The organism is Pedobacter cryoconitis (assembly GCF_001590605.1).
In the GTDB taxonomy this organism is placed as follows: domain Bacteria; phylum Bacteroidota; class Bacteroidia; order Sphingobacteriales; family Sphingobacteriaceae; genus Pedobacter; species Pedobacter cryoconitis_A.
The window spans coordinates 5,136,573-5,161,653 of the sequence record NZ_CP014504.1 but is presented as its reverse complement, the minus strand read 5'-3'; the positions used below and the strand labels follow the sequence as shown (position 1 = coordinate 5,161,653).

At 35.7% G+C, this 25,081-nt stretch carries 24 protein-coding genes and 1 pseudogene; 22 read left to right on the top strand and 3 right to left on the bottom strand.

What is annotated here, in order from left to right; translation table 11 throughout:
- Positions 1-50: 50 nt before the first annotated feature.
- The 5 genes from AY601_RS21885 (at position 51) to AY601_RS26390 (ending at position 4,232) form a co-directional block, all read left to right on the top strand.
- Positions 51-2,267 (top strand): lantibiotic dehydratase family protein, encoded by a 2,217-nt coding sequence (locus AY601_RS21885; protein ID WP_068405117.1) that lies wholly within the window; start codon positions 51-53, stop codon positions 2,265-2,267.
- The gene (locus tag AY601_RS21880) at positions 2,260-3,135 is read left to right on the top strand and encodes a thiopeptide-type bacteriocin biosynthesis protein (RefSeq protein ID WP_068405114.1); all 876 of its coding nucleotides are present in this window, start codon (positions 2,260-2,262) and stop codon (positions 3,133-3,135) included. The genes AY601_RS21885 and AY601_RS21880 overlap by 8 nt, the downstream gene beginning before the upstream one ends.
- Positions 3,136-3,305: 170 nt before the next feature.
- Positions 3,306-3,554: a hypothetical protein gene (locus tag AY601_RS21875; protein ID WP_068405112.1), complete on the top strand. Its 249-nt coding sequence runs from the start codon at positions 3,306-3,308 to the stop codon at positions 3,552-3,554.
- A 93-nt stretch (positions 3,555-3,647) separates the two neighbouring features.
- Positions 3,648-3,995: a glycoside hydrolase domain-containing protein gene (locus tag AY601_RS26395; protein WP_420480554.1), complete on the top strand. Its 348-nt coding sequence runs from the start codon at positions 3,648-3,650 to the stop codon at positions 3,993-3,995.
- A gap of 39 nt (positions 3,996-4,034) precedes the next feature.
- Positions 4,035-4,232, top strand: coding sequence for a glycoside hydrolase domain-containing protein (locus AY601_RS26390; protein WP_420480564.1), 198 nt, complete (start codon positions 4,035-4,037; stop codon positions 4,230-4,232).
- A gap of 241 nt (positions 4,233-4,473) precedes the next feature.
- On the opposite strand, the gene AY601_RS21870 is transcribed toward AY601_RS26390, so the two are convergent.
- From AY601_RS21870 to AY601_RS21860, 3 genes are all read right to left on the bottom strand, one after another.
- Entirely contained in the window at positions 4,474-5,115 is a 642-nt protein-coding gene (locus AY601_RS21870; protein ID WP_198163565.1) for a TetR/AcrR family transcriptional regulator, read from the bottom strand.
- Between the two features lie 165 nt (positions 5,116-5,280).
- A complete protein-coding gene (locus tag AY601_RS21865; protein WP_084359387.1) occupies positions 5,281-6,399 on the bottom strand; it encodes an MraY family glycosyltransferase in 1,119 nt (372 codons plus the stop codon).
- 16 nt (positions 6,400-6,415) lie between these two features.
- Positions 6,416-7,162, bottom strand: a complete 747-nt coding sequence (locus AY601_RS21860; RefSeq protein WP_068405108.1) for a glycosyltransferase family 2 protein — start codon at positions 7,160-7,162, stop codon at positions 6,416-6,418.
- A gap of 402 nt (positions 7,163-7,564) precedes the next feature.
- Between AY601_RS21860 and AY601_RS21855 the strand changes: the two genes are divergently transcribed.
- The 17 genes and pseudogenes from AY601_RS21855 to AY601_RS21770 all read left to right on the top strand — a co-directional run bounded on the left by AY601_RS21855 (position 7,565) and on the right by AY601_RS21770 (position 25,075).
- A complete protein-coding gene (locus tag AY601_RS21855; RefSeq protein WP_068405106.1) occupies positions 7,565-8,341 on the top strand; it encodes a polysaccharide biosynthesis/export family protein in 777 nt (258 codons plus the stop codon).
- Entirely contained in the window at positions 8,341-10,743 is a 2,403-nt protein-coding gene (locus tag AY601_RS21850; protein ID WP_068405104.1) for a GumC family protein, read from the top strand. Before AY601_RS21855 ends, AY601_RS21850 begins: the two co-directional genes overlap by 1 nt.
- 9 nt (positions 10,744-10,752) lie before the next feature.
- On the top strand, positions 10,753-11,271 hold the full coding sequence (locus AY601_RS21845) for a UpxY family transcription antiterminator (RefSeq protein WP_068405102.1): 519 nt from the start codon (positions 10,753-10,755) through the stop codon (positions 11,269-11,271).
- Positions 11,272-11,383: 112 nt separating this feature from the next.
- A complete protein-coding gene (locus AY601_RS21840) occupies positions 11,384-12,514 on the top strand; it encodes a glycosyltransferase family 4 protein (protein ID WP_068405100.1) in 1,131 nt (376 codons plus the stop codon).
- Positions 12,498-13,361: an ABC transporter permease gene (locus AY601_RS21835; protein WP_068405098.1), complete on the top strand. Its 864-nt coding sequence runs from the start codon at positions 12,498-12,500 to the stop codon at positions 13,359-13,361. Before AY601_RS21840 ends, AY601_RS21835 begins: the two co-directional genes overlap by 17 nt.
- 12 nt (positions 13,362-13,373) lie before the next feature.
- Entirely contained in the window at positions 13,374-14,627 is a 1,254-nt protein-coding gene (locus AY601_RS26120) for an ABC transporter ATP-binding protein (RefSeq protein ID WP_084359385.1), read from the top strand.
- Positions 14,628-14,638: 11 nt separating this feature from the next.
- Complete coding sequence (locus AY601_RS21825; RefSeq protein WP_068405095.1) at positions 14,639-15,295, top strand: class I SAM-dependent methyltransferase; 657 nt, start codon at positions 14,639-14,641, stop codon at positions 15,293-15,295.
- Position 15,296: 1 nt separating this feature from the next.
- Positions 15,297-16,049: a glycosyltransferase family 2 protein gene (locus AY601_RS21820; protein WP_068405093.1), complete on the top strand. Its 753-nt coding sequence runs from the start codon at positions 15,297-15,299 to the stop codon at positions 16,047-16,049.
- Positions 16,042-16,938, top strand: coding sequence for a hypothetical protein (locus AY601_RS21815; RefSeq protein WP_068405091.1), 897 nt, complete (start codon positions 16,042-16,044; stop codon positions 16,936-16,938). The genes AY601_RS21820 and AY601_RS21815 overlap by 8 nt, the downstream gene beginning before the upstream one ends.
- A 28-nt stretch (positions 16,939-16,966) precedes the next feature.
- The gene (locus tag AY601_RS21810; RefSeq protein WP_068405087.1) at positions 16,967-17,971 is read left to right on the top strand and encodes a glycosyltransferase family 10 domain-containing protein; all 1,005 of its coding nucleotides are present in this window, start codon (positions 16,967-16,969) and stop codon (positions 17,969-17,971) included.
- A 1-nt stretch (position 17,972) separates the two neighbouring features.
- Complete coding sequence (locus tag AY601_RS21805; RefSeq protein ID WP_068405085.1) at positions 17,973-18,971, top strand: glycosyltransferase family 2 protein; 999 nt, start codon at positions 17,973-17,975, stop codon at positions 18,969-18,971.
- A gap of 13 nt (positions 18,972-18,984) precedes the next feature.
- Positions 18,985-19,860 (top strand): annotated as a pseudogene (locus tag AY601_RS21795) (glycosyltransferase).
- 72 nt (positions 19,861-19,932) lie between these two features.
- The gene (locus AY601_RS21790; protein ID WP_068405078.1) at positions 19,933-20,634 is read left to right on the top strand and encodes a hypothetical protein; all 702 of its coding nucleotides are present in this window, start codon (positions 19,933-19,935) and stop codon (positions 20,632-20,634) included.
- 1 nt (position 20,635) lies between these two features.
- Positions 20,636-21,613: a glycosyltransferase gene (locus AY601_RS21785; protein ID WP_068405076.1), complete on the top strand. Its 978-nt coding sequence runs from the start codon at positions 20,636-20,638 to the stop codon at positions 21,611-21,613.
- Positions 21,610-22,638, top strand: a complete 1,029-nt coding sequence (locus AY601_RS21780; protein WP_068405075.1) for a glycosyltransferase — start codon at positions 21,610-21,612, stop codon at positions 22,636-22,638. Before AY601_RS21785 ends, AY601_RS21780 begins: the two co-directional genes overlap by 4 nt.
- Positions 22,635-23,855, top strand: coding sequence for an acyltransferase family protein (locus tag AY601_RS21775; protein ID WP_068405073.1), 1,221 nt, complete (start codon positions 22,635-22,637; stop codon positions 23,853-23,855). The genes AY601_RS21780 and AY601_RS21775 overlap by 4 nt, the downstream gene beginning before the upstream one ends.
- On the top strand, positions 23,852-25,075 hold the full coding sequence (locus AY601_RS21770) for a hypothetical protein (RefSeq protein ID WP_157288057.1): 1,224 nt from the start codon (positions 23,852-23,854) through the stop codon (positions 25,073-25,075). The genes AY601_RS21775 and AY601_RS21770 overlap by 4 nt, the downstream gene beginning before the upstream one ends.
- Positions 25,076-25,081 lie beyond the last annotated feature (6 nt).

Here is a 25,081-nt window from a genome sequence, read left to right as displayed (position 1 = left end):
CAGTTAAGATGGTAATAATAGAGACATTAATTTAAAATATAGCATTACTAATGAAGAATCCTTATCACTATTTCGATAAATATTTCTTAAGATTCCCGGTTTATTCCATTGACGGCATTAAGGAGATAATACATGAAGATAATATGTTTAACTTTTTTTGTTTAAATAAATATTTCCAAATGGCCATTTTAATTTCCTCACCTGATCTATATCTTCAGCTTAAAGCTATAGAAATTAAAAATCATGTTGAAATTAATACCAAAGACAAAGTGAGGTTTAATAGTACTTTGATGAAATATCTATCCCGAATGAGCACAAGAAGTACACCTTTTGGTCTTTTTTCTGGGATTTCTGTTGGCGAATTAGGAAAAGAATCCAAGATCGTTATTGATTCAAGTAAAATCACTTTAAATTATCAATATGATAATACCTTTTTATACGAATTAGTAACTGCGTTATATAGATTAGAACCTGATAAATTTTCAGACATGAATATTTATTCAAATAATATGTTATTTGGACATGACAAAAGATATAAATTCATCGAATTCTTTGATAACTTTCCTAAAGGAGAAAGAACATTTAAAGAGGTAATAACTAGTAATAATACTTATTTAACAAGAATTCTAAAACTGACTAAAACAGGTTGTACTTTAGGGATATTGCTTGATGATTTAATTTCACAAGGATATTCCAAGAGTGACGCATTGGCATATTTAGATACATTAATAATTAATAAGCTTCTTCTAACGGAGATACAACCCACATTAAGGGAAGATTATTTTACAAAAATTGTGTCACTTTCCAACAAACTAATTGACAACATTTTATTGCGTGACATTGTAAATAAATATACTCAAATTCTGAAAGATATAAATAGTGATGGATTAGATATACAAAAATTTAATGAAATCATAGATATCAAAAAAAATTCAGTTGATGGTCTGATTAATTTTTCTCCGATAAAATCAACAGTAGTAATGAAGGATGGCATAAATACTTTAGATAAAACCACATTTTTAAAAATCAAAAGTTTGTTACCATTTTTCAACAAGATAACAACAGCTATAAACAACCCTGAATTAGAGCAATTTACACAGTCTTTCTACAAAAAATATGAGTTTAGAGAAGTAAATATTGTCACATTGATGGATAACGATATAGGTTTAGGTTATCCAATTAACCACCATCAAATATCATCTAATCCACTCATTGAAAATTTAAACATAAAACAAAAACAACGAAAAAGCGATATCATCCGATGGAATACAGTGACCTCTATTCTACATGAAAGAATTCTTTCAGCTTATACCCATAACAAAACGGTAATCGAGCTCTATGATTCTGACTTTGAAGATTTAAAGGAGAACTGGGATGATATCCCAAATACTATTTATGCGAATATAAAAATCCTGCAAACTTCAGATGGAAAAAAAATTGTCATTAATGGGTTTGGGGGGCCTTCAGCTGTAAATCTACTTACGAGATTCACTTATCAGGATAAAACGACCAAATATTTAGTAAGCGACATCGTTAAAAAAGAGAATGAGAATGCAGATAGAAAGGGCTACATTAATGCAGAAATCATTCATGCTCCTAATATTCATTTAACAAATGTTTTTGAACAAAAGCATATTTTCGATCATTTCATCCCTATACTTTCAGCCCCACTATCAACTGTAGCCAATCCTATACCGATTGAGGATATTATGGTAAGATTAACAAACGATATGAAGATAGAATTAAGATCTAAAAAACTTAATAAGATTATTAAACCATTTTTACCTAATGCCCACAACAGTCTAAAATCAAACATACCTGTATATAGATTTCTTACAGACCTCCAATTATATGGGAAAAGAAATTATTTAGGATTTTATTTGGATGATCTGCAAAAAATGTTTTCTCACATCCCCAGAATTGAATATAAAAATTGTATCGTTCTTGAGGCACGCTGGTTTATTAAGTTCAATGAGCCTACACTTAAGGGTATTAATCAAGAAGACACCAATGCTTTAGTAAATTCGATAAACAACTTTAGAAATAAATTTAAACTGCCTGAGCTAGTATTGCTATGTGAAGGAGATAATGAACTTCTTATTGATTTTGAGAATCAGTTATCTGTGAAGATTTTTCTAAATAAGCTACTTAAGAGTAACACAATATTACTAAAGGAATTTTTGTTCAAAGAAGAAAGCTTAGTTAAAAATGTTACAAATCAGAACCATTGTCACGAATTAATAATTTCATTCTATAAAAATGCATAATCAGGTGTCTAGGAAATATATTGTTGGTTCGGAATGGCTATGTTATAAAATTTACTTAAGTGAAAGCACAGCTGATAATCTTCTTGCTAATTCAATTTACAAAACCCTTAAGAAATTAATAAAAGATAACGAGATCGATTCATTTTTTTTTATAAGATATAATGATCCTGAATTTCATATTAGGTTAAGAATAAAGCTCAAAAATGTTGAAAAATTAGGTTTTATTATCAGTGTATTTCATAATCTTTTTAATAAGTACGTCTTGGATGAGCGTATTAATTCTATTCAAATTGATACTTACCAGCGAGAGATAGAAAGATACGGTGATTTTACAATGGAGTTATCTGAGCAGTTTTTTTTCTATGATAGCCTCAACGTTCTACAAATTCTAAGTTCAATTGACCTCAGTACAAATAGCGATTCCAGATGGTTACACGCAGCATTATTAATAAATCATTACTTGGATCTATTTGATTTTGATCTATATGAAAGAATAGATTTCTTAAAAAATCTAAAGTCAAACTTTAACAATGAATATTATATCAGTTCTAAGGACAGTAAGGAAATAGCAAACAGGTACAAAAATAAGCGAAAATTGCTGGCCGATCTATTAAATTCAGATGATGCACATTACAATAAACTATTTACTTTACATCAACGTGATTCATCAAGTCAATCTTTTGTGATTAAATCGTTGATATCTAATTTTGCCCACAATTCACCCTTTATCCCAGCCAACAGACTTATTACAAGTTTTTTTCATATGTCATTAAATCGAATTTTCATTAAAGATAATAGCGTGTCAGAATATATATTATATGATTTCATGCATAGGTATTTTTTAGAAGAATCTTATAAAGAAAAATAATAAATACTCCTTTTTATACTAAAGGCAATTAACATGATTAATTAAGAATTATAATAGCGTGTATTCATAAAAATAAATAAATTTATGTATAAAATCAGAAACTAATAAACTAAATTACATAAAACTTAAATTAACAAAATTAACCAATTATCATTTGTAAAATTAAAATCATGAAAAAACAAAAGATTGAAAAACAACTAATATTCGATAAACAGATTATTGGTGACCTGAGTGCTATAAAAGGAGGAAGTGCCCCCGTAACTATGGACGTCAGTACTTATCAGTGTCAAACTGCAGGCGCAAAATGTGGAACCGCAGATCCACTACCAAATCCTAATACGTGTAGTTGTGGTACTCCTGGAGATTATAATGATACGTTAAGAAGTTGCGGTACTTTACCAGGAATTAGAGTTTGTTAATTTTCAATGCCAGAATAGTCTATCGAACCTGACTACTCTGGCATTATTATACGACTGAATGAAAGCTACAATCTTATAGTCTAACCAAGCTAAATGTCAAACATTTGCCTTAATTTTTCAGTCCCAAATCCGGGCCATTTCAGGTGTTTCGTGATTAAAATCAATACTCTCAGCTTAGGAAAATATTCCTTCGAAGACCATGTTCAAATCAATTCAGGCAAAATTTCTAACAAAAGCTATCTTTGGCATTGCTCTACTTTCAAGTATCAATTTCGCAATTGCTCAGGCCAGCAACTCCACTATAAAATTGGAACCAACAGTTGGAATCCTGATTCATTAGGCAACCATCGTGCAGTTATAACTATAAGTACCGCCAGTGCAGTGGCAAAAACAGTTATTGAATGGCGAAGAAAAGATGATTGCCCTGGCAAGCTAGGCTAAGGAAGCTCCTGCAGATTGTAAAAAGCACATGGATAGTTAATAATCGGTCTAATCAAGTTATCTAGGAAAGCTTTGGGGATTGATCCAAAAAAAGCAAAGCTCAGCGCACCTGCTATCAGGAATTTTCAACTGGCAAGTACTTTCGCTGTGAATGAAGAAATTCCAGTTAAAAAAAGAAGAGGGTCTATTGTTGACTTTGGAGTGATTTTCAGCGTTCAATTTTCAATTTTGAAATGACCTGTCAAATAATTTTATCCACGTCTTTAGCAAAAGAAAACACAACATGCTGACTGATAGATATTTGAATAAATATTTGAGCTAAAAATAATTGAATTATTTTTAGCTTATGTCACCACTTAGAGAATTAATGTGATCTAACTTTGTGATGTGTGAATCTTTGAGAAGATTAGAAATCGTTCTTACCAACATTAATGAGTATACCTCATGGCTTTAGGTGTGTTTAGCCATGAGGTATCTTTTAATTTGCTTTTTTCTTTTTACTTCCAAAACACAGCTCTACTATTTTTCTTACTGCCTTAGTAATCTCTTTTCTTCCTGCCTCGGTATTCAGGTCAAGTCCGCATAAGGTACTTGCATTCTTTTTAGTATGTAACACAGAGTAATAAATTCCGCATATAATAATTGCTGAAACAGCTCTGAAATTGATATCTGAGTCTTTAAAATAAGGATCCGTTAACTTTAAAAGTTCTTCTCCCATGGCTTCGCGCTTTCTGCTCAGCTCATTTAAAATATTACTTTTTTCCGAGATCTCCCAGAGGATAATCCGCTGCATTTCATCTTCATTAAAAAAGAAATCAAACTGATTTTCGAAGATGCTGGACGAAAACTCAATCATGGTTTGTTTTTTATTAGAAGCTACTGCTGCATCACTCACTTTTTTAGAAAAAGTGACCCAATAATCTCTTTCGATGAGATAAGTTTCAATTAAAGCATCTACTGTACCAAAGTAGCGGTAGATCAATTTTTTACTGACACCTGCGCTTTTGGCAATTGCATTTACGCCCAGCCCTGTATATCCAGTGGACCGGATAATTTCACCTACTGCATCAATAAGCTTTCGCTCAGTTAGTTTCCTGTTTTTCGGCTCCGTTTTATTCAAAACATTTTTATCCAGCATAATCTCTTTCGTAGGAATTTACCCAAAAATAGAGTTTTATGTAATCTTTTAAACTTATTTTTTAGTTGATTTAATTAGCAGACAGAGGAGAATACACGAAAGATTGTCAAGAACTCCAGAAAGGTTCAGCAAAAGACCTGATATATCTTATAAAAATAAGTTACGTAAAGCATAACTTTCACGTTCTTTGGAGCGTATCAGGTAACTGAGTATCCAGTTTAACATTAATGCAATAAGAGAAATAACTATCAGCAAGAACCCATTGCCATAACTGGCAAAGAGACATGCGATTAAAATCATCAATAGATTAACACCAATTAAAAGTGTGGTAGTCTGCATATGGGTAAAACCTAATTTTAATATCCGGTGATGAATATGATTCCGATCAGCCAAAAAAGGTGATTTTCCTTTTAAAATTCTTAAAATAAACACGCGCAATGAATCTGAAACAGGAATAATCAGAATAGCCAGTGCTATAGCCGGAGCAGGGAAAACATCAGGATTGTGATCTGGTGTAAACTTATTTAATTCTAAAAATTTGATAGCCATAACGGCCGATATCAATCCGATTATCAATGCTCCGGTATCCCCCATAAAGATTTTTGCCGGAGTAATGTTAAATTGTATAAATCCTATAATAGCACCAGTCATTGCTAACGAAATGGCAGCTAATTCATATTTGCCCATATATATAAATAAGGCTGAAAAAACACTATTCACAATAATGCCTGTCATCGCTGACAGCCCATCAATTCCGTCAATCAAATTGAAGGAATTAATAATGAATATGATAGTCAGCAGAGACAATACAACACTTGCAGGATAGGAGATATCGTAGAGGCCGAATACCCCATGTAAGCTACTGATCCTGGTATTTCCTGGAATAACCAAAATCAGCGATGTAATTAACTGAATGATGAGTTTTGTACGCGGATTAACTCCAAGAAGGTCATCCTTAATCCCCATAATAGACAATATCATACAGGAAGCAAGCAAATAATTGATCGGGGTTATTTTATCCGTTAAATCAAAGAACAGTAAAGTAACAGTAAAACCAGTGTATATCCCTACTCCGCCTAAGCGCGGAATAGCACCCAGATGCTGCTTTCTGAAATAGCTGAAGTTATCGTATAAATTATGAGTTTTAGCAACAAAAATAATAGAAGGAATAATAGCCAGAGTAATTAAAATAGAAGATACAAATACCAGAATGCAACAAATTAAAGGATGGTTGTTTAAATAAATTGGCAAATCAAATGTTTCCATAAAAAATATTTTTATATTAAATGAACTGTAGTATTTTTCGTATCGGCTTGAAAATCACCCCTAAAAGCGGAATCGGTAGTTGACAACTTTTCATCGCTTTAAAATCACCCGCCCAGGCGCTAATTCTGTTTCTAAAATTCCTGTTGCTCACTCCTCCAATAGTCATATTTACGATTACTTCGTCGAGAAAAAACACATTTACGGCTTTTAAATACATAAAACGAAGCATAAGTTCATAATCAGCAGCAGTTCCATAACTGAGATCATACAAACCGTATTTATCAAAAAAGTCCTTCTTTACATAAAATGTTGGGTGAGGAGGCATCCATCCCCAGTTAAATTTAGTAGCCTTATATTTTCCAGATCGCCACTTACGAACTACTGTTCCATGCTTATTTACATAATTAAGGTTCGCATATAACATTTCTCTATGATCAGTATTAAATGCTTGCGCTATCTTTTCTAATACATCATTATTAGCAAAATAATCATCTGCATTGAGGGTACCAATGATATCACCGGTTGCCAGATTAATACCCTTATTCATTGCATCGTAGATCCCATTGTCATGTTCAGAATTGAAAACATGAATATATTTTTGGTTATTCTGAATAATTTTCAATGTACCGTCCGTTGAACTACCATCAATGATAATATATTCTAAATTGCCATAAGTCTGATTGGTTACAGATTCAATACAGCGTTGCAATGTTTCCACTGCATTATAGGTGACTGTGATTAAAGAGATCTTTGGTTGGTGCACTATATGAAGTAAATATGCAATGATAAAGTAAACATAATTATAATAATGAGATAGTTAGCAAACAAGACACACTTCAAGAACTTAGAACGACAAGTACAGATGGAAAAATATTAATTTCTGATCAATCAAATGACAGCAATAGTAAGAATGTGTGCCAAATATCTATCACTCAAATTATATTTTAAACTAAATAAGTAGAATATTAATCAACAAAAAAATACAATAACTTTATGGTAAATTAATTTAAAATTTAAAACACTCCTAAACTTAGGATTAATTCAATATTTATTTTTTTGTATCAAAAATATTACAAATCGTGCAAAATGAAATTACCCCTTAATGGTAAATGATTACCTACCTTAGATTCATAAAGTATGATACAAACCATTATAATAAATATTTATGCCTTCAAATAAATACATACTTTATGCATTTATCTTTATTCTTCTTACCAGCTGTTTTTCATGTTCTGTTAAACAGCAACAGGCTCTTTTTGAGAATAGAAGACAGGCTTTCAATAATACCCCAACTATTACTGATACAAGTGCCTATAAGATACAACCGCAGGATCTGCTTCAAATAAAAAACCTGCAGAGCCCTAAATATATTGTTGATGAACCTACTACAACTATATCAGCCGCAAAGGGCGCCAACAGTACAGATGGCCAGACCTTTTTGGTAGAAAGTGATGGGACGGTAGCACTCCCGATCATAGGACGTGTAAAAGTAGAGGGGCTTAACCGTTATGATGCTGCCAAGAAAATTGAAAATATTTATAGTAAAGAAATCAAAAACCCTATTATTGACCTAAAAATAGTAAACCTGAAGGTAACAATCCTGGGCGAAGTTAAAACTCAGGGTAGCTATACGCTGGTAAAAGACCGGACTTCATTAATAGAAATGATTGGAGAGGCAGGTGGGTTAACCGAGCGGGCAAACAGTAAAAACGTGAGAATAATTCGGGGAGGAATAAAAAATCAAGAGGTGATTGATCTGGATTTAAGTAATCTCACTACGCTCTCCGATCCCAGGATCATCCTCAAAAACGAGGACATTATTTACGTCACACAAAATAAACAAGCTGTACGCACTACAAAAGTGACAGGCTTCTCTTCTATATTGCAACCAATTATCTTGTTATTAAATACTGCACTGATCATTTATACGATAACGCGATAATGCAAGAAGTAAAAACGGCCCAAACATACCTGAATAGCAAGGAAGTTGACTATCTAAAAATAATTAAGATATTGTTTAACAGCTGGTACCTGATAGCGGGCCCAATTATAATCGGTTTAATCACGGCAAATCTCTATTTATGGTATACTCCAAAAACCTATTCCACGAACGGATTACTTAAATTTGAAGAAAAAAAACCAGAACTTTCTGACATCATCGGAACAATGGGCAATTCCGATCGGAATACTGTCAATTTGCAAAGTGAAAGTTTTACCATCCAAAGCCGTAGCCTGCTATTAAAGGCCATTAAAAACCTGGATTACAGAACCAGCTTTTATCTTTCGGGAAGGGTACGTACCTATGATATGTACCCAAAGAAGCCGCTTCAGATCAATTTATTAAAATTTGATAGCCTGAATTTTTACCAGGATCTGATCGCCTTTAAACCAATAAATAAAAATAAATTTGAATTGAGCTGGAAAATCGGAAATAACAAAGTCCAGCAAAATTTCAAATATGGTTATCCGGTAAATATCGGAGCTGTTACCTTTACCATCGGCTATCCGGGATCAGTTAACCCGAATATCTCCTACTTGTTTAAATTCAATATTCCTGAATCTTTTTTAGATCGGGTACGTAGTGGTTTACGGATCAATGAGGCGATTAAAAATTCAGATCTTCTGACGCTACAGCAAACTGATGCTAATCCTCAGTTCGCAATGGATATCATCAATGCGATCATGAAGGAATACCTGAATTTTGACCGTAACCAGAAAACACAATCTGCGACACAGTTGATCGACTTTATTACCGATCAGTTAAAATACCTTTCCACTGAGCTGAAAGGATCAGAACGGTCATTGGAAAAATACAAGGAGAATACAAAGATCATGGACGTGAGTTCATCTGCAGGAATTGCATTCAGCAAAGTCAGTGATCTGGAGTCGCAGCGTTCCTTGCTGAAAATGCAACTCATTGTTATTGATCAACTGAAAGAACAAATAGCTGCAGAAAAAAATGCAGTAAACCTTAATCTTAACCTGGAGGGAAGTATTGATCCCTTACTAGGCGTTCTTGTAGGCAATTTCAATACTTTAATAAACGATAAAAATGCCCTGTTAAAAGTCTACCACAGTACGTCGCAACCTGTAGAGGAGATTAACAGACAAATTTCGCAGGTCAAAAAATCTGCAATGCGCAATATTAGTGCTTCAAATCAGCGCATTCAGAAAAGTATTGGTTACTTGAACGATCAATTAGCAAAAGTAAACCAGCAGGTAGCTTTGCTTCCAACAGCAGAAAAAGATTTGATTGGCTTAAACCGTAATTTCGAGATTAATGAAAAGGTATATTCTTTTTTATCCGAAAAAAGCCTTGAGGCACAAGTTAACCGCGCTGCTATCTTACCAGGAGCAATCATTGTTGAAAAGGCACAGCTGAATACAGTTCCTATTGCCCCTAATACCGATGAGATTTACCGTACCGCTGTTATATTGGGCTTCTTAGCCGGCATTGGGATTATTATAGTGATCAGAATATCCAATCCTTACATTTATGACAGGGAGATCATTGAAAGGACAACTTCGATACCAATTTTAGGTGCCCTCAGAAAGTTCCCGGAAAAAATTGATGAAAACAATAGTCAGATACTTTCCTTAAGTAAACCACGGTCTATCTTTGCAGAATCCGTTCGCATTATACGTACGAACCTCAATTTTCTCGCCTCAGGAAAGAAAAGTAAGGTCATTTGTATTACCTCGGAAAGCGCAGGAGAAGGAAAATCTTTTGTAATTATTAACCTGGCAAGCAGTTTCGCCTTGATCAACAAAAAAATATTACTTATTGGTGCCGACCTTCGCAGACCGAAACTGCATAAAACCTTTGGTAAGCCTAACGCCATGGGCTTAAGCAATTACCTTGTCAACAAATGTGGCATAGATGATATCATTCAAGAATCAAACACCAAAAATCTTGATTTTATAAGCTCAGGCCCTATCCCGCCAAATCCTTCAGAATTATTGCATCTTGAACGGATGGCCGAACTAATTGGCCAGTTGAGAGAAAGATATGATGTGATCTTAATAGATACTGCTCCTGTGGGCCTGGTCTCAGACTCAGTTCCGCTGATCAGTATGAGCGACATCAACCTGTTTGTAATCCGCTACGGAAAATCAAAATACAGTTCAGCTACATTACCTGATAGGCTATCAAAGGAATATAATTTAAATAACCTCGTGATTGTATTAAATGCCTTTGAAAAAAACCTTTTACATGCCGGATTATATAAGTACAGTGGTAGTTTTAGTTCAGATACACAATACGACTATGAAAATTCCGGTTACTATTTAGATGAAGAAGAAAAATTAAAATGGTGGAACATCAAGCATTGGTTTAAATCTTAATTTAATCAGATGGCTGACATTAGAGATAAAGAAAGAAAGCAATGGTATCCAGTTTATACCCACTCAAGGTCGGAAAAGAAAGCATATCAGGAATTACTGAACAAAGATATTGAAGCCTATCTGCCTTTGCGCCGTCAGATGAAACAATGGAGTGACAGGAAAAAATGGGTAGAAGAGCCATTGATTAAATCTTATGTTTTTGTACATATACATCAGCATCAGCAAACTGAGGTATTGATGACCAGCGGAGTTGCACGTTTCCTCTATTTTTCAGGCAAAATTGCATCAATGCCTGACCGGCAAATAGAGGAACTCAAATTAGTACTGGCAAGTGCTTATGAATTTGAAATTACAGAAGATGAACTGCTGCCAGGAGAAAAAATTATTATTAAAGCAGGCTCCCTAAAAGGAATGCATGGAGAAATTATTAAATACCATTCTCAAAAGCAGTTGCTCCTGAGATTAGGCGATATCAAATACAATATCATTGTGCATGTCCCAGCATCCTTGATAGAAAGACTGCAATAAACACCGATTCTTAGGTGCAATTAATGCAATGGTTTATAAATAGTTACGTAAATAAATGTGACTAAAGAGGCGAAGCTGTGCATAATTATGAATAATAAAAGGTAGATGATTCATGTCTAAAAAAATACTTTTTTTAACCCTTGAGACTTTTGGCGGAACTGGCGGAATTCAGAAAATGAACCGGACAATGTCCTATACATTGTCCCAGTTAGGCAAAAAGAACCATTGGGATGTCACCGTGTACGCTTTACATGATGAACAGTCAGATCTCCTGCCCAACTATCTGCCTATGGCTAACTTTAAAGCTTTTAAAAAAAGTAAATTAAATTACCTATGGCATAGTTTAAAAGCCGGAATGAATAGCGATTTAATCATTTTAAGCCATGTTCATCTTTCCTCCATAGGCTGCCTTATCCGACTGCTGAATCCTGCCTGTAAAATATGGTTGATCACTCACGGTGTAGAGGTATGGCGCCCCTTAAAATTTTGGAAAAAAGCAATCTGGGGCATAGCGGATCAAATTATATGTGTAAGTAATTTTACCAAGAGAAAAATAGTGGAGATGCATCCTGTTGACCCTGATCGATGTGTGGTATTAAACCATGCGCTGGATCCTTTTACAAAGCTGCCTGATTTTTTTGTGAAGCCTGCACATTTATTAAAACGTTACGACCTGCTGGCACATGATAAAGTTATACTGAGCTTATCACGCATCACCTCAACAGAGAAATTTAAAGGATACGAGCAAACTATAAAAGCAGTAAGCAGGATTAAAGAAAGCTTTCCAAAGGTGAAGTATATTCTTGCAGGCCCTTATGATGAAAATGAAAAAACACGAATCTTGCAATTAATAAAGGATGAGCAGCTGGAAAGCAATTTTATATTAACAGGTTATCTTGAAGAAACAGCCTTGGCCGACTACTTTTTAATGGCTGATTTATTTGTGATGCCCAGCAAAAAAGAAGGATTCGGAATTGTTTTTATAGAAGCCATGGCATTTGGACTTCCTGTAATCTGCGGTAATGCAGATGGCAGCGTAGATGCTATACGCAACAAAGAAATGGGAACCGCTATTGATCCTGACGATAGTGCGCTCTTAGAACAGACAATCCGTCAGAAATTAGCGCATCCTTTAACAATTGCTGAAAGAAAAAGTATTCAGCAGCAATGCCTAAAATATTTTAATCCACAGGATTATAGCAATGCCTTAGAAAAATTGATAAAAAATGGAGCAACTGCCTGAAGAAAACTGGGACATGGAGATTACCCCAAAGAACAACCTGTTTGATTTAAGGTTGAAGGATGTATGGTATTATCGTGATCTGTTATTACTTTTTGTGAGACGCGATTTTGTATCATTTTATAAACAGACCATCCTGGGGCCGCTATGGTTTTTTATACAACCTATTTTTACCACGATTATCTTCACTTTTATTTTTGGAAATCTGGCGGGTATTTCTACAGACGGACTTCCGCAACCTTTATTCTATATGGCAGGTATTACTGCATGGAATTATTTTGCAGAATGCCTGACTAAGACCAGTACCGTATTTAAGGACAATGCCAATATATTTGGAAAAGTGTATTTTCCACGGCTAATTATGCCTTTGAGCATTGTAGTGTCTAACCTTGTACGTTTTAGTGTACAATTACTGTTATTTATAATCATGATCGTTTATTATCTGATCATTGGTAAACATTTTGGTCCAAATTGGTTTATCCTTTTATTTCCAGTAATTGTATTACTCATGGCCTGCCTGGGTTTAGGGTTAGGCATGATCATCTCTGCAATGACCACTAAATACCGCGATCTGGCATTCTTAGTCACCTTTGGCGTGCAGCTATTGATGTATGCCACAACTGTGATCTATCCATTATCCACTGCAATAGAGAAATATCCAGCATATGCATGGATTATTCAATATAACCCAATGACACCTATTATTGAAACTTTCCGGTACGGATTTTTGGGAAGTGGTAGCTTTAGCTGGGAATCTCTGGCCTATTGTGCAGGTATAACGACATTGATCATGTTATTAGGAATAATTGTTTTTAATAAAGTTGAGAAAAATTTTGTAGATACCATTTGATAAAGCAGGTTGATGAATAATATCGCTATTAAAACAGAAGATCTTTCCAAGGCTTACCAGCTTGGGGAAATAGGTACGGGAACAATTTCGCGCGATCTGGAACGCTGGTGGGCAAAGCTACGTGGTAAAGAGGATCCATTTTTGCTTATCGGCGAAACCAATGACAGAGCTGCGAAAGGGAACAGCAATATAGTTTGGAGCTTAAAAGATATCAGCTTTGATATTAACCAGGGTGATGCGGTTGGCATTATAGGCCGTAATGGCGCAGGGAAAAGTACATTGTTGAAGATATTGAGCAGGGTGACTTCTCCAACGACAGGGTCAATCAAAGTAAAAGGACGTATCGCCAGTTTGCTGGAGGTAGGCACCGGCTTTCATCCGGAGTTAACTGGCAGAGAGAACATCTTTTTAAATGGTGCAATTCTGGGTATGCGCAAAGTAGAAATTAAAAAGCATTTTGATGCTATTGTTGATTTTGCAGGTATAGAAAGGTATATAGATACTCCTGTTAAGAAATATTCATCGGGTATGTATGTTAGATTAGCCTTTGCTGTCGCCGCACATCTGGAATCAGAGATTTTAATTGTGGATGAAGTCCTTGCTGTTGGAGATGCAGAATTTCAGAAAAAGTGCCTTGGAAAAATGGGTGAGATCAGTAAGGGCGAAGGCAGAACGGTCTTATTTGTGAGCCACCAGATGGAAAGTATAAAATCTTTGTGCAATAAAGGATTATTGCTGCATCATGGCGAACTGGTTTTTCAAGGTGAAGTTAATGAGGTTATAACAAAATATTCATCAAAAAATAGCAATGAAATCTCTAAAACTGTTATTTCAGATTTTCAGCTTAACTCAGATATATGTTTATGCCTGTTCCAAATAGATAAAGCTGAAATCACCTCACATGAGGATCTGACTTTTCGTATCATTATCGAAAGCCTTATGGAAAATAGTTTTCAATCTATTGCGCTATTTATTTATGATGAATACGATCAGAAAGCAGGTTTTGTAGATTTACGCAGTGAAGAGATGTTTAAAATAAGTACCTCCGAAAAAAAATTTGAAATTAAAGGTATCTTAAAAAACCTCCCGCTCAAACCAGGGAAATATAAAATAGGTTTACATATTCAATCGAACTTATTGTATAAAGATTTTTTTAGCCTGTTGCAGTTTGAAGTCTTGCAAAAAGAATTAACCAGTAAACTGCTTCCTTATCCATTACCTATAAGAGGATATATGGAAGTAGACTATCATTTTACCGTTATTTAGCCCTACAATTAATGAACTACGAGAAGCTGTACGAAAATAAGAATGAGATATATTACAATCACAGCCGTACAGAAATATTACCATTTATTCCTGCTGGTATAAAGACGGCTTTGGATATAGGTTGCGGGAACGGTTCATTCGGATCCCTTTTAAAAAAAGAATATCAATGTATGGTTTGGGGAATCGAACCGGACAAAAATTCTGCACGTGAAGCAGAAAAAAAAATTGACAAGTGTGTGAATGCAATATTTTCTGGCTCCATGCCAGAATTGGCCGGTAAAAAATTTGATGCCATATTTTTTAATGATGTACTCGAACATCTTGCAGATCCTTCAGAAGCAATTTCTGTTTGCAAAGAGCTACTGACTACAGACGGCCGCATTATTGCTTCTATTCCCAATATCCGCTGGTACCCGGTTATTTTATCACTGCTCAGGTATAAGGATTTCAAATATCAGGAAGCTGGGGTGATGGATAAAACACATCTGCGCTTTTTCACAAAAAAAAGTATGATCAGGCTTTTTGAAGAAAGTGATTATAAAGTTTGTCAGGTTAAGGGAATTAATAAAGACAATAGCTTTTCATTTTTTAATATCCTTAATTTCCTTTTACTGGGTACCCAGGAAGACATGAAATTTCCCCAATTTGTAATTGTTGCCTCCCTTTAGTATGCCTGTTAAAATAGATATCATTATTTTAAGCTACGCGAAGACAGAACTGTTAAAGCAAATCACTTTACAGGGGATTGAAAGCCTTTTTCTATCAGAAGATTCTGAGCATATTCAATTTGAGGCTCTCGTTATTGAATCAAATGCTTCATTGTTTCCTTATCAATATCCCAATACCAAAACTATATATCCTGATGAAAAATTTGGCTTTAATAAATATCTGAATATTGGTATTGCACAAACGGATAATGCTTATGTATGCCTGTGTAATAATGATCTCATTTATCATCAAAATTGGGCAAGTGAAATACTGAGCGCAATGGAGGAAAACCCGAATATAAAATCAGCGAACCCTTATTGCAGCTATTTTCATCCTCAATTAAAAATAGCTGAACCTAAAAAAATAGTAGTTGGTACAACCAGGAATCTCCTGAATGGAATCCTTACTGGATGGTGCATCTTTCTTAAACGGGAAGTCTTTAACTCCATTGGTTTATTAGATGAAAAATTTGAGTTTTGGTATGCAGATAAAGATTTTGGGCGTACACTATTAAAATATAAAATAGACCATGCGCTCATTATACCCGCTAAAGTAGATCATCTAGGCAATCAAACCCATACTGCCATCAATGAAAAAAAGTTATCCCATCTTACGCACGGCCAAAAAATAATCTTCGAAAAAAAATGGGGCAAAGAGCCAGTTGCCTTAGGGTCAAAAGTAAAACAGTTCATAAAAAAGCTTCTTAATGATTGATCAATGCTTTTTTACTGTAGCCACCGGAGATAAATATTTAAGCTTTGCTTTTACATTAGCCAGGTCATATAAGTTTCATCATGCTCATGAAATCCCTTTTTTTATTATCTCTGATGCAGATTTTACCTTACCAAAAGATTTAAGATGGATTGAAAAAAAAATAATAGCCAGGGATTTACTAACCCCCGGAGTAAGCTACAAATTTAATTTCGACCACATTACACCGGCTTACAAATCAATTTTTATCGATGCAGATTCTATTATTTATGGTAATATCTCTCATGTGTTTAACATTCCTAATCCCGCTATACAAGTTATCGGCATGAAAGAGATCAAGGGTAACTGGGCTGAACTGGAACTACCTGAAGTATTGGACTATTTTGCAATTCCATATATCATCCGTTATTGCGGGGCTTTTTACTATATCATTAAAAACCAGTTGACAGCTAACATTTGTGAGACAGCCAGGCAGCTGTCTCTGAGCGATTATAAGTTCCAGCGTCATACAAAAAGTGTAAATGATGAACCTATTCTTTCTATCAGTTTAGCAAAGTCTGGAGCTACTCCTTATGCAGATACTGGTCATATATGGACGGATACGGCACAATTCAGAACCCACAAAAACTTAAATACACTGTATAATAAAGCCATATTTAATAACTCAAAAGACTATAAGTATAAATACTGGCTTCCTGAAGGAGAATATCATCCGCTGATCGTACACTTTGGAGGCAACTGTTACAATAAAAATCCATGGGTATTTGATGCATTACGCTTAAAACTTTTTTATCGCTATCATTTACCAAAAAAAGTAGCCAATCTGGCCGTAGAGGTAATTTTTAAACCCATATATTTCTTTGGAAAAACATTAAAGCAGCTGTTGAAATAAAACCTGCGTCAGCTTACATCTTACAATAATGAAAACAACAATCAGGATAAAATTCCAAAATGGTATAGACCGGTCAATCGCGGAAAATGAAATTCTGACCGATTTGTTGGATGATTTCATATTTGAGGAAACTGATAATCCTGATTTCATCTTATTTGGCCCTTATGGAAATGATATCCCTTTACCAGGCCATTACATCAGAATAGGCTATTTCTGTGAAAATATGACACCTGATATGGAAATATGTGAATGGGCATTTGGTATTCCAAGAGAACAGGAAATATTACATCCGAGATATAAAAGGATACAATGGCACGGACTTGACCCAGAAATACTTATAAAGCCGGACAATTACGATGCAGAGCAGGTATACAATAGTAAATCTCTTTTTTGTAATTTCCTGTATTCACATAAAGTATACTACAGGGAGGAGTTCTTTAAACAGTTATCGAAATACAAAAAAGTTGATGCTCCAGGCCTGTCTATGAACAATATGGCAAGTATTGACAAACAATATAAGGGTAACATTTGGGAACGTAAAAGACAATTTCTGCACCCGTATAAATTTACTATAGCCTTTGAAAATTATATCTACCCCGGTTATCAAACAGAAAAGCTATATGATGCCATGCAAGCCAATAGTGTCCCCATTTACTTTGGTGACCCCTTTATTGGGGATATTTTTAACACAAAAAGTTTTCTTAATGCCCCAGATCACCTGAACGTAGTTTCTAATTCTACCGTCAATTGGCTTGAAAAGAATAGCCAACCCGATTTTATAGATATGAGGCCTCAATTTTACCAAAATTTTAACCACCGTCTCAAAAGAAAGTTAAAAATAGCCGGAAGAAATGCAAAAATGTATTTACAGTTTCAAAAGCTCAATTTCAAACCGATAATTGAAAAAATAATTGAACTCGACCAGGATAAAGAAGCTTATATGCAGCTTTTAAATCAACAGTGGCTCCACCCTGCGCCTGTTAATACATCGGCGAAGGAACGCTGGATTGAAATATTTAAACAGCCCATCTAAAGTGCAGCCTCTTTTAGTTTCTATAATTATCCCTGTATACAATGCCGAAAAGTATTTAGAGGCAACCCTGCGCTCTGCAATTGCTCAAACCTGGGACCATAAAGAAATTATACTGGTTGATGATGGGTCAGCAGATAACTCTTTGATAATAGCAAAATCCTATGAATGTTCTTTTATAAAAGTTTACAATCAACCTAACAGCGGTGCCAGTGCCGCCAGGAATAAGGGATTGTCAGAAGCTAAAGGTGATTTTATACAATTTTTGGATGCTGACGACTTACTGCACCCAGATAAAATAAGCCGCCAGATGGCTTTGATCAGTGCTCAAAAAGATACGCTTGCAATATGTCCGGTTGTTCATTTTAATAATGATCAGGAGCATCAATTGACCATTCTTAGCCCTGATGCGTACGAACTTCAATTTTATATAGCTAGCGATAACCCTTTTGAATTTTTATTGAACCTTTATGGAGTGAATAAAAATGGAGGCTCTATGATCCCGGTTCACTCCTGGCTCACACCAGCTTCCGTAATAGAAAAGGCCGGACTTTGGAATGAAGAACTTTCATTGAACGACGACGGTGAATTTTTCTGCAGGATGGCGGCTAATGCTACTGCAATTCTCAATACCCCGGATACTGTTTGTTATTATAGAAAAATATCCGCAGGTAATTCACTTTCATCACATAGAGATGATAAAGCATTGACCAGCCAGTTCATGTCAATCAAGCTCATCCAAAAACACCTGAAAACCTGCTCAAAGGACCACAGAGTAGCTACGGTCATATCTAGACTGCTGATGGAGTTATTGGTCCAGGTTTATCCACAGCATAAAGACCTTGCCTTAGCAGTAGAGCGTAATGTCAAAGCAGTTGGTGGTAGTCGACACCGACCTGTAATAGGAGGTAAAGTCATAGAATTAATCAAGCATATATTTGGATGGAAGTGTGCCAGGATCTTACAATATTATTATCAGACCCTGAAACCCCAGACGCATTAACCAGGATATATAAATGATTTCCATAATTACCTGTTCTGTTAATGCTGCTTTATTTACCCAAGCAGAAGAGAATATCTCAACAACTATTGGGATACCATTCGAGATTATAAAAATCGATAATTCCAATAATCAGTATGGTATCTGCACAGCCTATAATATAGGTGCCGCAGCGGCTAAATTTCCTTATTTATGTTTTATCCATGAAGATATTATATTCCGGTCTGTTAACTGGGGCAAAGAGCTGATAAGCTTCTTTCAAAATAATAAATAAATCGGTTTGATCGGTGTAGCAGGTTCAAAATATAAATCCCTATCCCCCGGAGGCTGGTTTAACGGTCTGCCATCGCTTGATTGTTTAAACGTGATACAACATGATAAGAATAAAAGTGAAAGACAAAATTCTAATCCTGAAGGTGAAAATTTATATGTTGAAGTTATAACGGTTGATGGGCTATTCTTATTTACAACCACTGAAGTTTGGTCAGAAAATCCTTTCGATGCGCAAACATTTGAAGGATTTCACTGCTATGATCTTGATTTTTCACTTCAAGTACAAAGGAAATATAAAATATATGTGACCTATGCGCTATTGATCGAGCATTTATCAATGGGTTCTTTAAATATAGACTGGATTAAAGCATCTGTTTTGCTAGCTGAAAAATGGAAAAACGTGCTACCCCTGGGTGAGCTCGTTCACACCGAAAAGAGAAAAATAGAATGGCAGCAAAAAAAAATGTTCTTTCAAAAGATGCTGATTTACGGGTCACCCAAAATTGAAGCTGCCCATGTATTGTTTAAATTCGGATATTTTAGATTTTTTTCTTTTACAGGAAATATACAATTGCTGAATGAAATTGGCCGCAGTATTTTCCGAAAGCTATTCGGATAATATTTACATGCTGCAATAAAATAATTTGCCGTTAAACAGTCCATTTAAAATATAGGAACTAAAGCTACCAGCATGATTGCCCTCATTACTTCTACATTACGCCCTACAGATAAAACGCATTCTTTTTTTAAAGAAGAAGAGCGCTATACACAAACATTGGAGACGATTAGAAAATTGTCTGGTAAAGGATTTTCCGAAATTTACATTTTCGATAATTCATCTAAAAAAATAAATGGAGAACAATTGATACAAGATAGTGGCTGCAAGCTTTTTTTTATCCAAAATTGCCAATATACTTTTCGTAATAAAGGCTTGAATGAGGCTCTGCTGATCTTAAATAGTTTAAACCACTTACCCCCAGATCGGCCCATCTTTAAAATAAGCGCCCGTTATTATCCTACTGATCAATTTAACACTGAAAGAATGAATTTAGTTACTACTGATTTTATCGGAAAGGGTTATAGCTTCGATAAACGAGGAGGCTTATTTAGTACACGTGGCTATATTGTCAAAGACAAAGAGCTGCTAGAGAGGATGCTAGTTCTATGTATAGAAGATATGATGAGTTATAGCAAAGGAATCTACGGGTTGAGCAGCCTGATTAACCATCTAAAATCCATATTCGTTTTGCAGACAGGCTCTCCCTTCCAGATATCGATGGAGCATGCTTTTGCCCGCATTTTAAAAACACATTTTAGTTATCAATTACTGGAAAACATAGGTATAGAGGGATATATTGCCGGTGCCGGACAGAAGGAACTTATCACAGAATAAGATGCTGATCAATAACCCTTTAAACTTATTCTATGAAGAGCCCGATCCGGACCGGTGGATCAAATATGACCGATATCCAAGAAAAATCATACGTCGCCTGATCAGAGGTAAACAGCGTCCTGGAGGGGTAATGATGATTGCGGTCAACTTAATGAAAGGGCTTGATAAAATAGGTGTTCCTTATCGTTTTAACGATTATAAGTATATTAAAAATCATCCTGAAGAGATTGCCTGCATTATTGGAAAACCAAATTTATTATTTGGGAAAAACTGGGAAAACCCTGTCATATTTGGCGCCGGTGTATACTCCCATCCTATTGAATGTCCAGACCTGTTCACTAAATATCCAAATGTAAAACGTTTCCTTGTCCCAGGGGAATGGATGCGCAAGATGTGTGAACCTTATTATCTGGATAAAGTAATCGCCTGGCCCACAGGAATAGATACAGATCACTGGCTCACAGTGACTACGCAGCCCAAAGAATTTGATTTTTTAATCTATAATAAAATACAAGGCGATCAGTTACCTGATGCTATTATGGAGACACTCAAAAAACAAAATCTTACTTACCAGTCTATCAATTATGGAACCTATACGCAGCATGAATTGAAACATAAACTTGCAAATTCCCAAGCCGCAATTTTCCTGAGCAAAAGTGAAACACAAGGTTTAGCCTATCAGCAAATTTTAGCTACTGGTACACCTATATTGGCATGGGAAAAAGGAGGATACTGGGAAGATCCAGCTTATTTCCCCCATCAAGTTAAATATCGGCCAGTCAGTGCTGTGCCTTACTGGGATGAGCGTTGCGGTATAAAATTTAATACGATAGCTGATTTCGAAGCGAAACTTCCCGTTTTCCTGGATAACCTTAGCCACTTTCAGCCACGTGCTTATATCCTGGAAAACCTGACACTGGAAAAATGCGCAGTACAATATATAGAGATCTATCAGCAAGTTAAAAAAGAAATCAAATGAGAATATTACTGGTAATGGATCCATTTATACCTGTGCCGCCAGCGCATTATGGCGGTATAGAACGTGTAATTTATGATATTGCCTGTCAATATGTGAAACTTGGGCACCGCGTAACTATTGTTGCCGGACCAAATTCAAAATCACCTGACAGGTTAATCACTTATGGATTGAATGGCTCCTTAGATCCATCCATCAACATCAAATTGCTTACCACTGTTTTTTTTATACTGCGAAAAGAAATCAAGCAACATGATGTGATCCATAACTTTGGCCGTTTGCTCTTTCTGTTTCCTTTCTTGAAACATAAAATACCTAAGGTACAAACTTACATGCGTACAGTTAACCGGAAAAACATTGAATGGCTGGATAAATTACGGCCCGTAAACCTTACTTATACTGCTGTTTCCAATGCAATTACTAATACTGGCAAGACCAATAAAAGTAAGTGGGTAACCATTTATAACTGTGCCCCGATTGAACAGTTCAAGTTTAAAGCAACGGTATCACCTAAGGGGTATCTTGCCTTTTTGGGAAGAATAGAGCGATGTAAAGGACTCCATAATGCGATTAAAGTGGCACAGCTAACCAATAGCAAACTGGTCATCGCAGGCAACATATCGGCAATCGAGAAAGAAAGAATTTATTTTGAACAGGAAATAATGCCATTGATCGATGGTGATCAGATCAGTTACATTGGCGAGGTAGATAATGCTCAAAAAAACGAATTACTGGGAAATGCCATTGCCCTGCTTACTCCTGTTGAATGGTTTGAGCCTTTTCCTATCATTATACCAGAGGCTTATGCCTGCGGGACACCAGTGCTTGGTTTTGATGACGGGGGAATAGCAGAAGGCATCGACGAAAATATAACGGGATACATCAGCCAAAACACCGAAGAAATGGCACAGCAGGTAAAAAAGATAAGTCAGCTTGATCGTTATGCCTGCCGGTTAAAGGCAGAAACCACTTACAGTGATGTTAAAATCGCAGATGATTACTTATCTGTTTACAGATCCAATCTATGAAGTCAAAAGAAAATCTTGTTTCACTGGATGTATTAAGAGGCATAGCCTGCTTACTTGTCTGGATCAGCCATGTAAGGGTTGCCACCCGGTATTTTGTAGACTCCAGGTTTGACTTTATCCAGGTTTTCTCTGCCTGGGGAAAGGAGTCTGTCATGATATTCTTCATTTTATCAGGTATAGTGATCAATCTCAGTTCGCAGAATAAAACGGATCAATGGCAATATTTCAAAAAGCGGTTTATCCGCATTTACCCCATTTATCTGGCTATACTTTTAATTTGCTTTGCCTGCGACAACCTGATATTAGGACATGCCATAGTTCCAGGGATCTTTATAGGCAATCTATTGCTCTCGGCCACTCTTGATGGTTATTTAGTACCTACTATGCCGTTAAATCCTGCCGTTTGGAGTATAAGCTGTGAAGCCTTTTTTTACCTTTTGTTTGGCCTGATCTATAAATCAAAAAGATTGAGCGCGATATGGGTATGGTTTGCAGTTTGCTGTCTGTCTATAATTTATAGACTGCTAATAGTTAGTGATATAGGAATAGTTAATCATTTTATATTTTTGCTGAACAATTCCTTTTTATGGATACTCGGATATCTTGTTTTTGAATACCGGAATAAATTCCAGACCAGCTTATCAGTTGCATTATGCGGACTATTCATGATCCCTCTGGTAACCAGGCTTCATCAATTGCCGGGTAACGTCCATGAAGTTATGTATTTCGTAGGCGGGATTTTCTTATTACCCCTTTTTATCTACCTGCTTAGAGACGATACCATAACGGATAGAAAAAAAATAGTTATCAATTATAAGTGGGTTATCCCTATTTATATAATGAGTGTACTCCTGTTATGGCAGTATTCAAATTCGCTGGCCAGCAGTAAGATTATTTATACCCTACTACCCTGGTTGTCTTTAATTTTATATTATAAACCAATTCAGTTTAACATAAAATGGGTATACAATAAATCTAAACCATTTTTCAGATTCTTTGCCGGTATTTCCTACCCGCTATATCTGTTGCATATGCCAATAATGTACCTGATGTTTTACTTTATCCCCGATCAAAAACTCATAGGGGCTATACTATGCATATTTTTAACTATATCAATGAGTTACCTTTTTGAAATCTATTTATTTAAAAGGCCAGCTGCTTTATTGAATGCTTATAGCAAATTGAGATTGAGTGCGGCGAAACAGGATCAGTCTTGAAAATTATATTAGTGACATCAGGCCAACCCTCCTTGAACCCGCGCTTAGTAAAAGAGGCTGATACATTAAGTTTTGCCGGTCACGACGTAACCGTTTTATATACCTATTGGAATGACTGGGGAACTAAATTTGATGGTTCTTTACTCAAATCTAAAAAATGGAAAGCCATTCGTATTGGCGGCGACCCAGAGCAGAAACCCATGCTTTACTTTTTCAGCAGGGTGATCCACAAACTTGCTATTACTTTTGCTAAAAGGATAGGATTGAGATACTTTGCTGAATTTGCCATTTCCAGAAATACCTGCTGGCTGATCAAATCCGCTGCTGCATATCCTGCGGATCTGTATATCGCCCATAATCTCGGGGCTTTGCCAGCTGTTGTAAAAGCTGCAAAACATCATCACAAACCTTGCGGGTTTGATGCAGAAGATTTTCACAGGAACGAAGTAAGCAATGACCAACATCATTTTGATGTTTTACTAAAGACCTATATTGAAAACAGATATATTCCGCATACAGATTACCTTACAGCGAGTAGTCCCAAGATTGCGGAAGCTTACCAAAAGCTTTTCCCGGCAAAGAATCCAGTAGTTATTCTTAATGTTTTTAACAAGGATCTGATAGATGCCCATATTATTCCTGCAAAGCCAAATGCTGCGCTCAAACTTTTTTGGTGCTCTCAGACTATAGGTACCAACCGTGGTATAGAGGACGTCCTTAAAGCACTTTATCTGCTAAAAGACAGGGAGTTTGAATTACATCTGATGGGAAAGTTACAGTACAATATCTCAAAAGAGTATTTTGAAACATTAGTCGGGCACATGCCAAATCGATTGTATTTCCATGATACTGTTCCCCCTGATGAATTACCTGCCTTTTCATCACAATTTGATCTGGGTTTAGCGCTTGAACCGGCATTTTCCATTAACAATGACTTGGCCCTAAGTAATAAGATATTCACCTATATGCAGGCAGGATTGGCAATTATTGCCAGTAACACCACTTCACAACAGGCCTTTTTGAAGAAATATCCGGAAATTGGTAAATCATATGAGATCGGTAATATTCATTCCCTATCAGAAATTCTGCAGCAATATTCAGAACACAGGGATGAGCTCTACAAAGCCAGAAAGGCCGCATTAAACCTTGCTCAAACTTCATTAAACTGGGAAACGGAGCAGTTAAAATTTTTAAAGATCATTCAACCATTTATATCTTGAACCGTA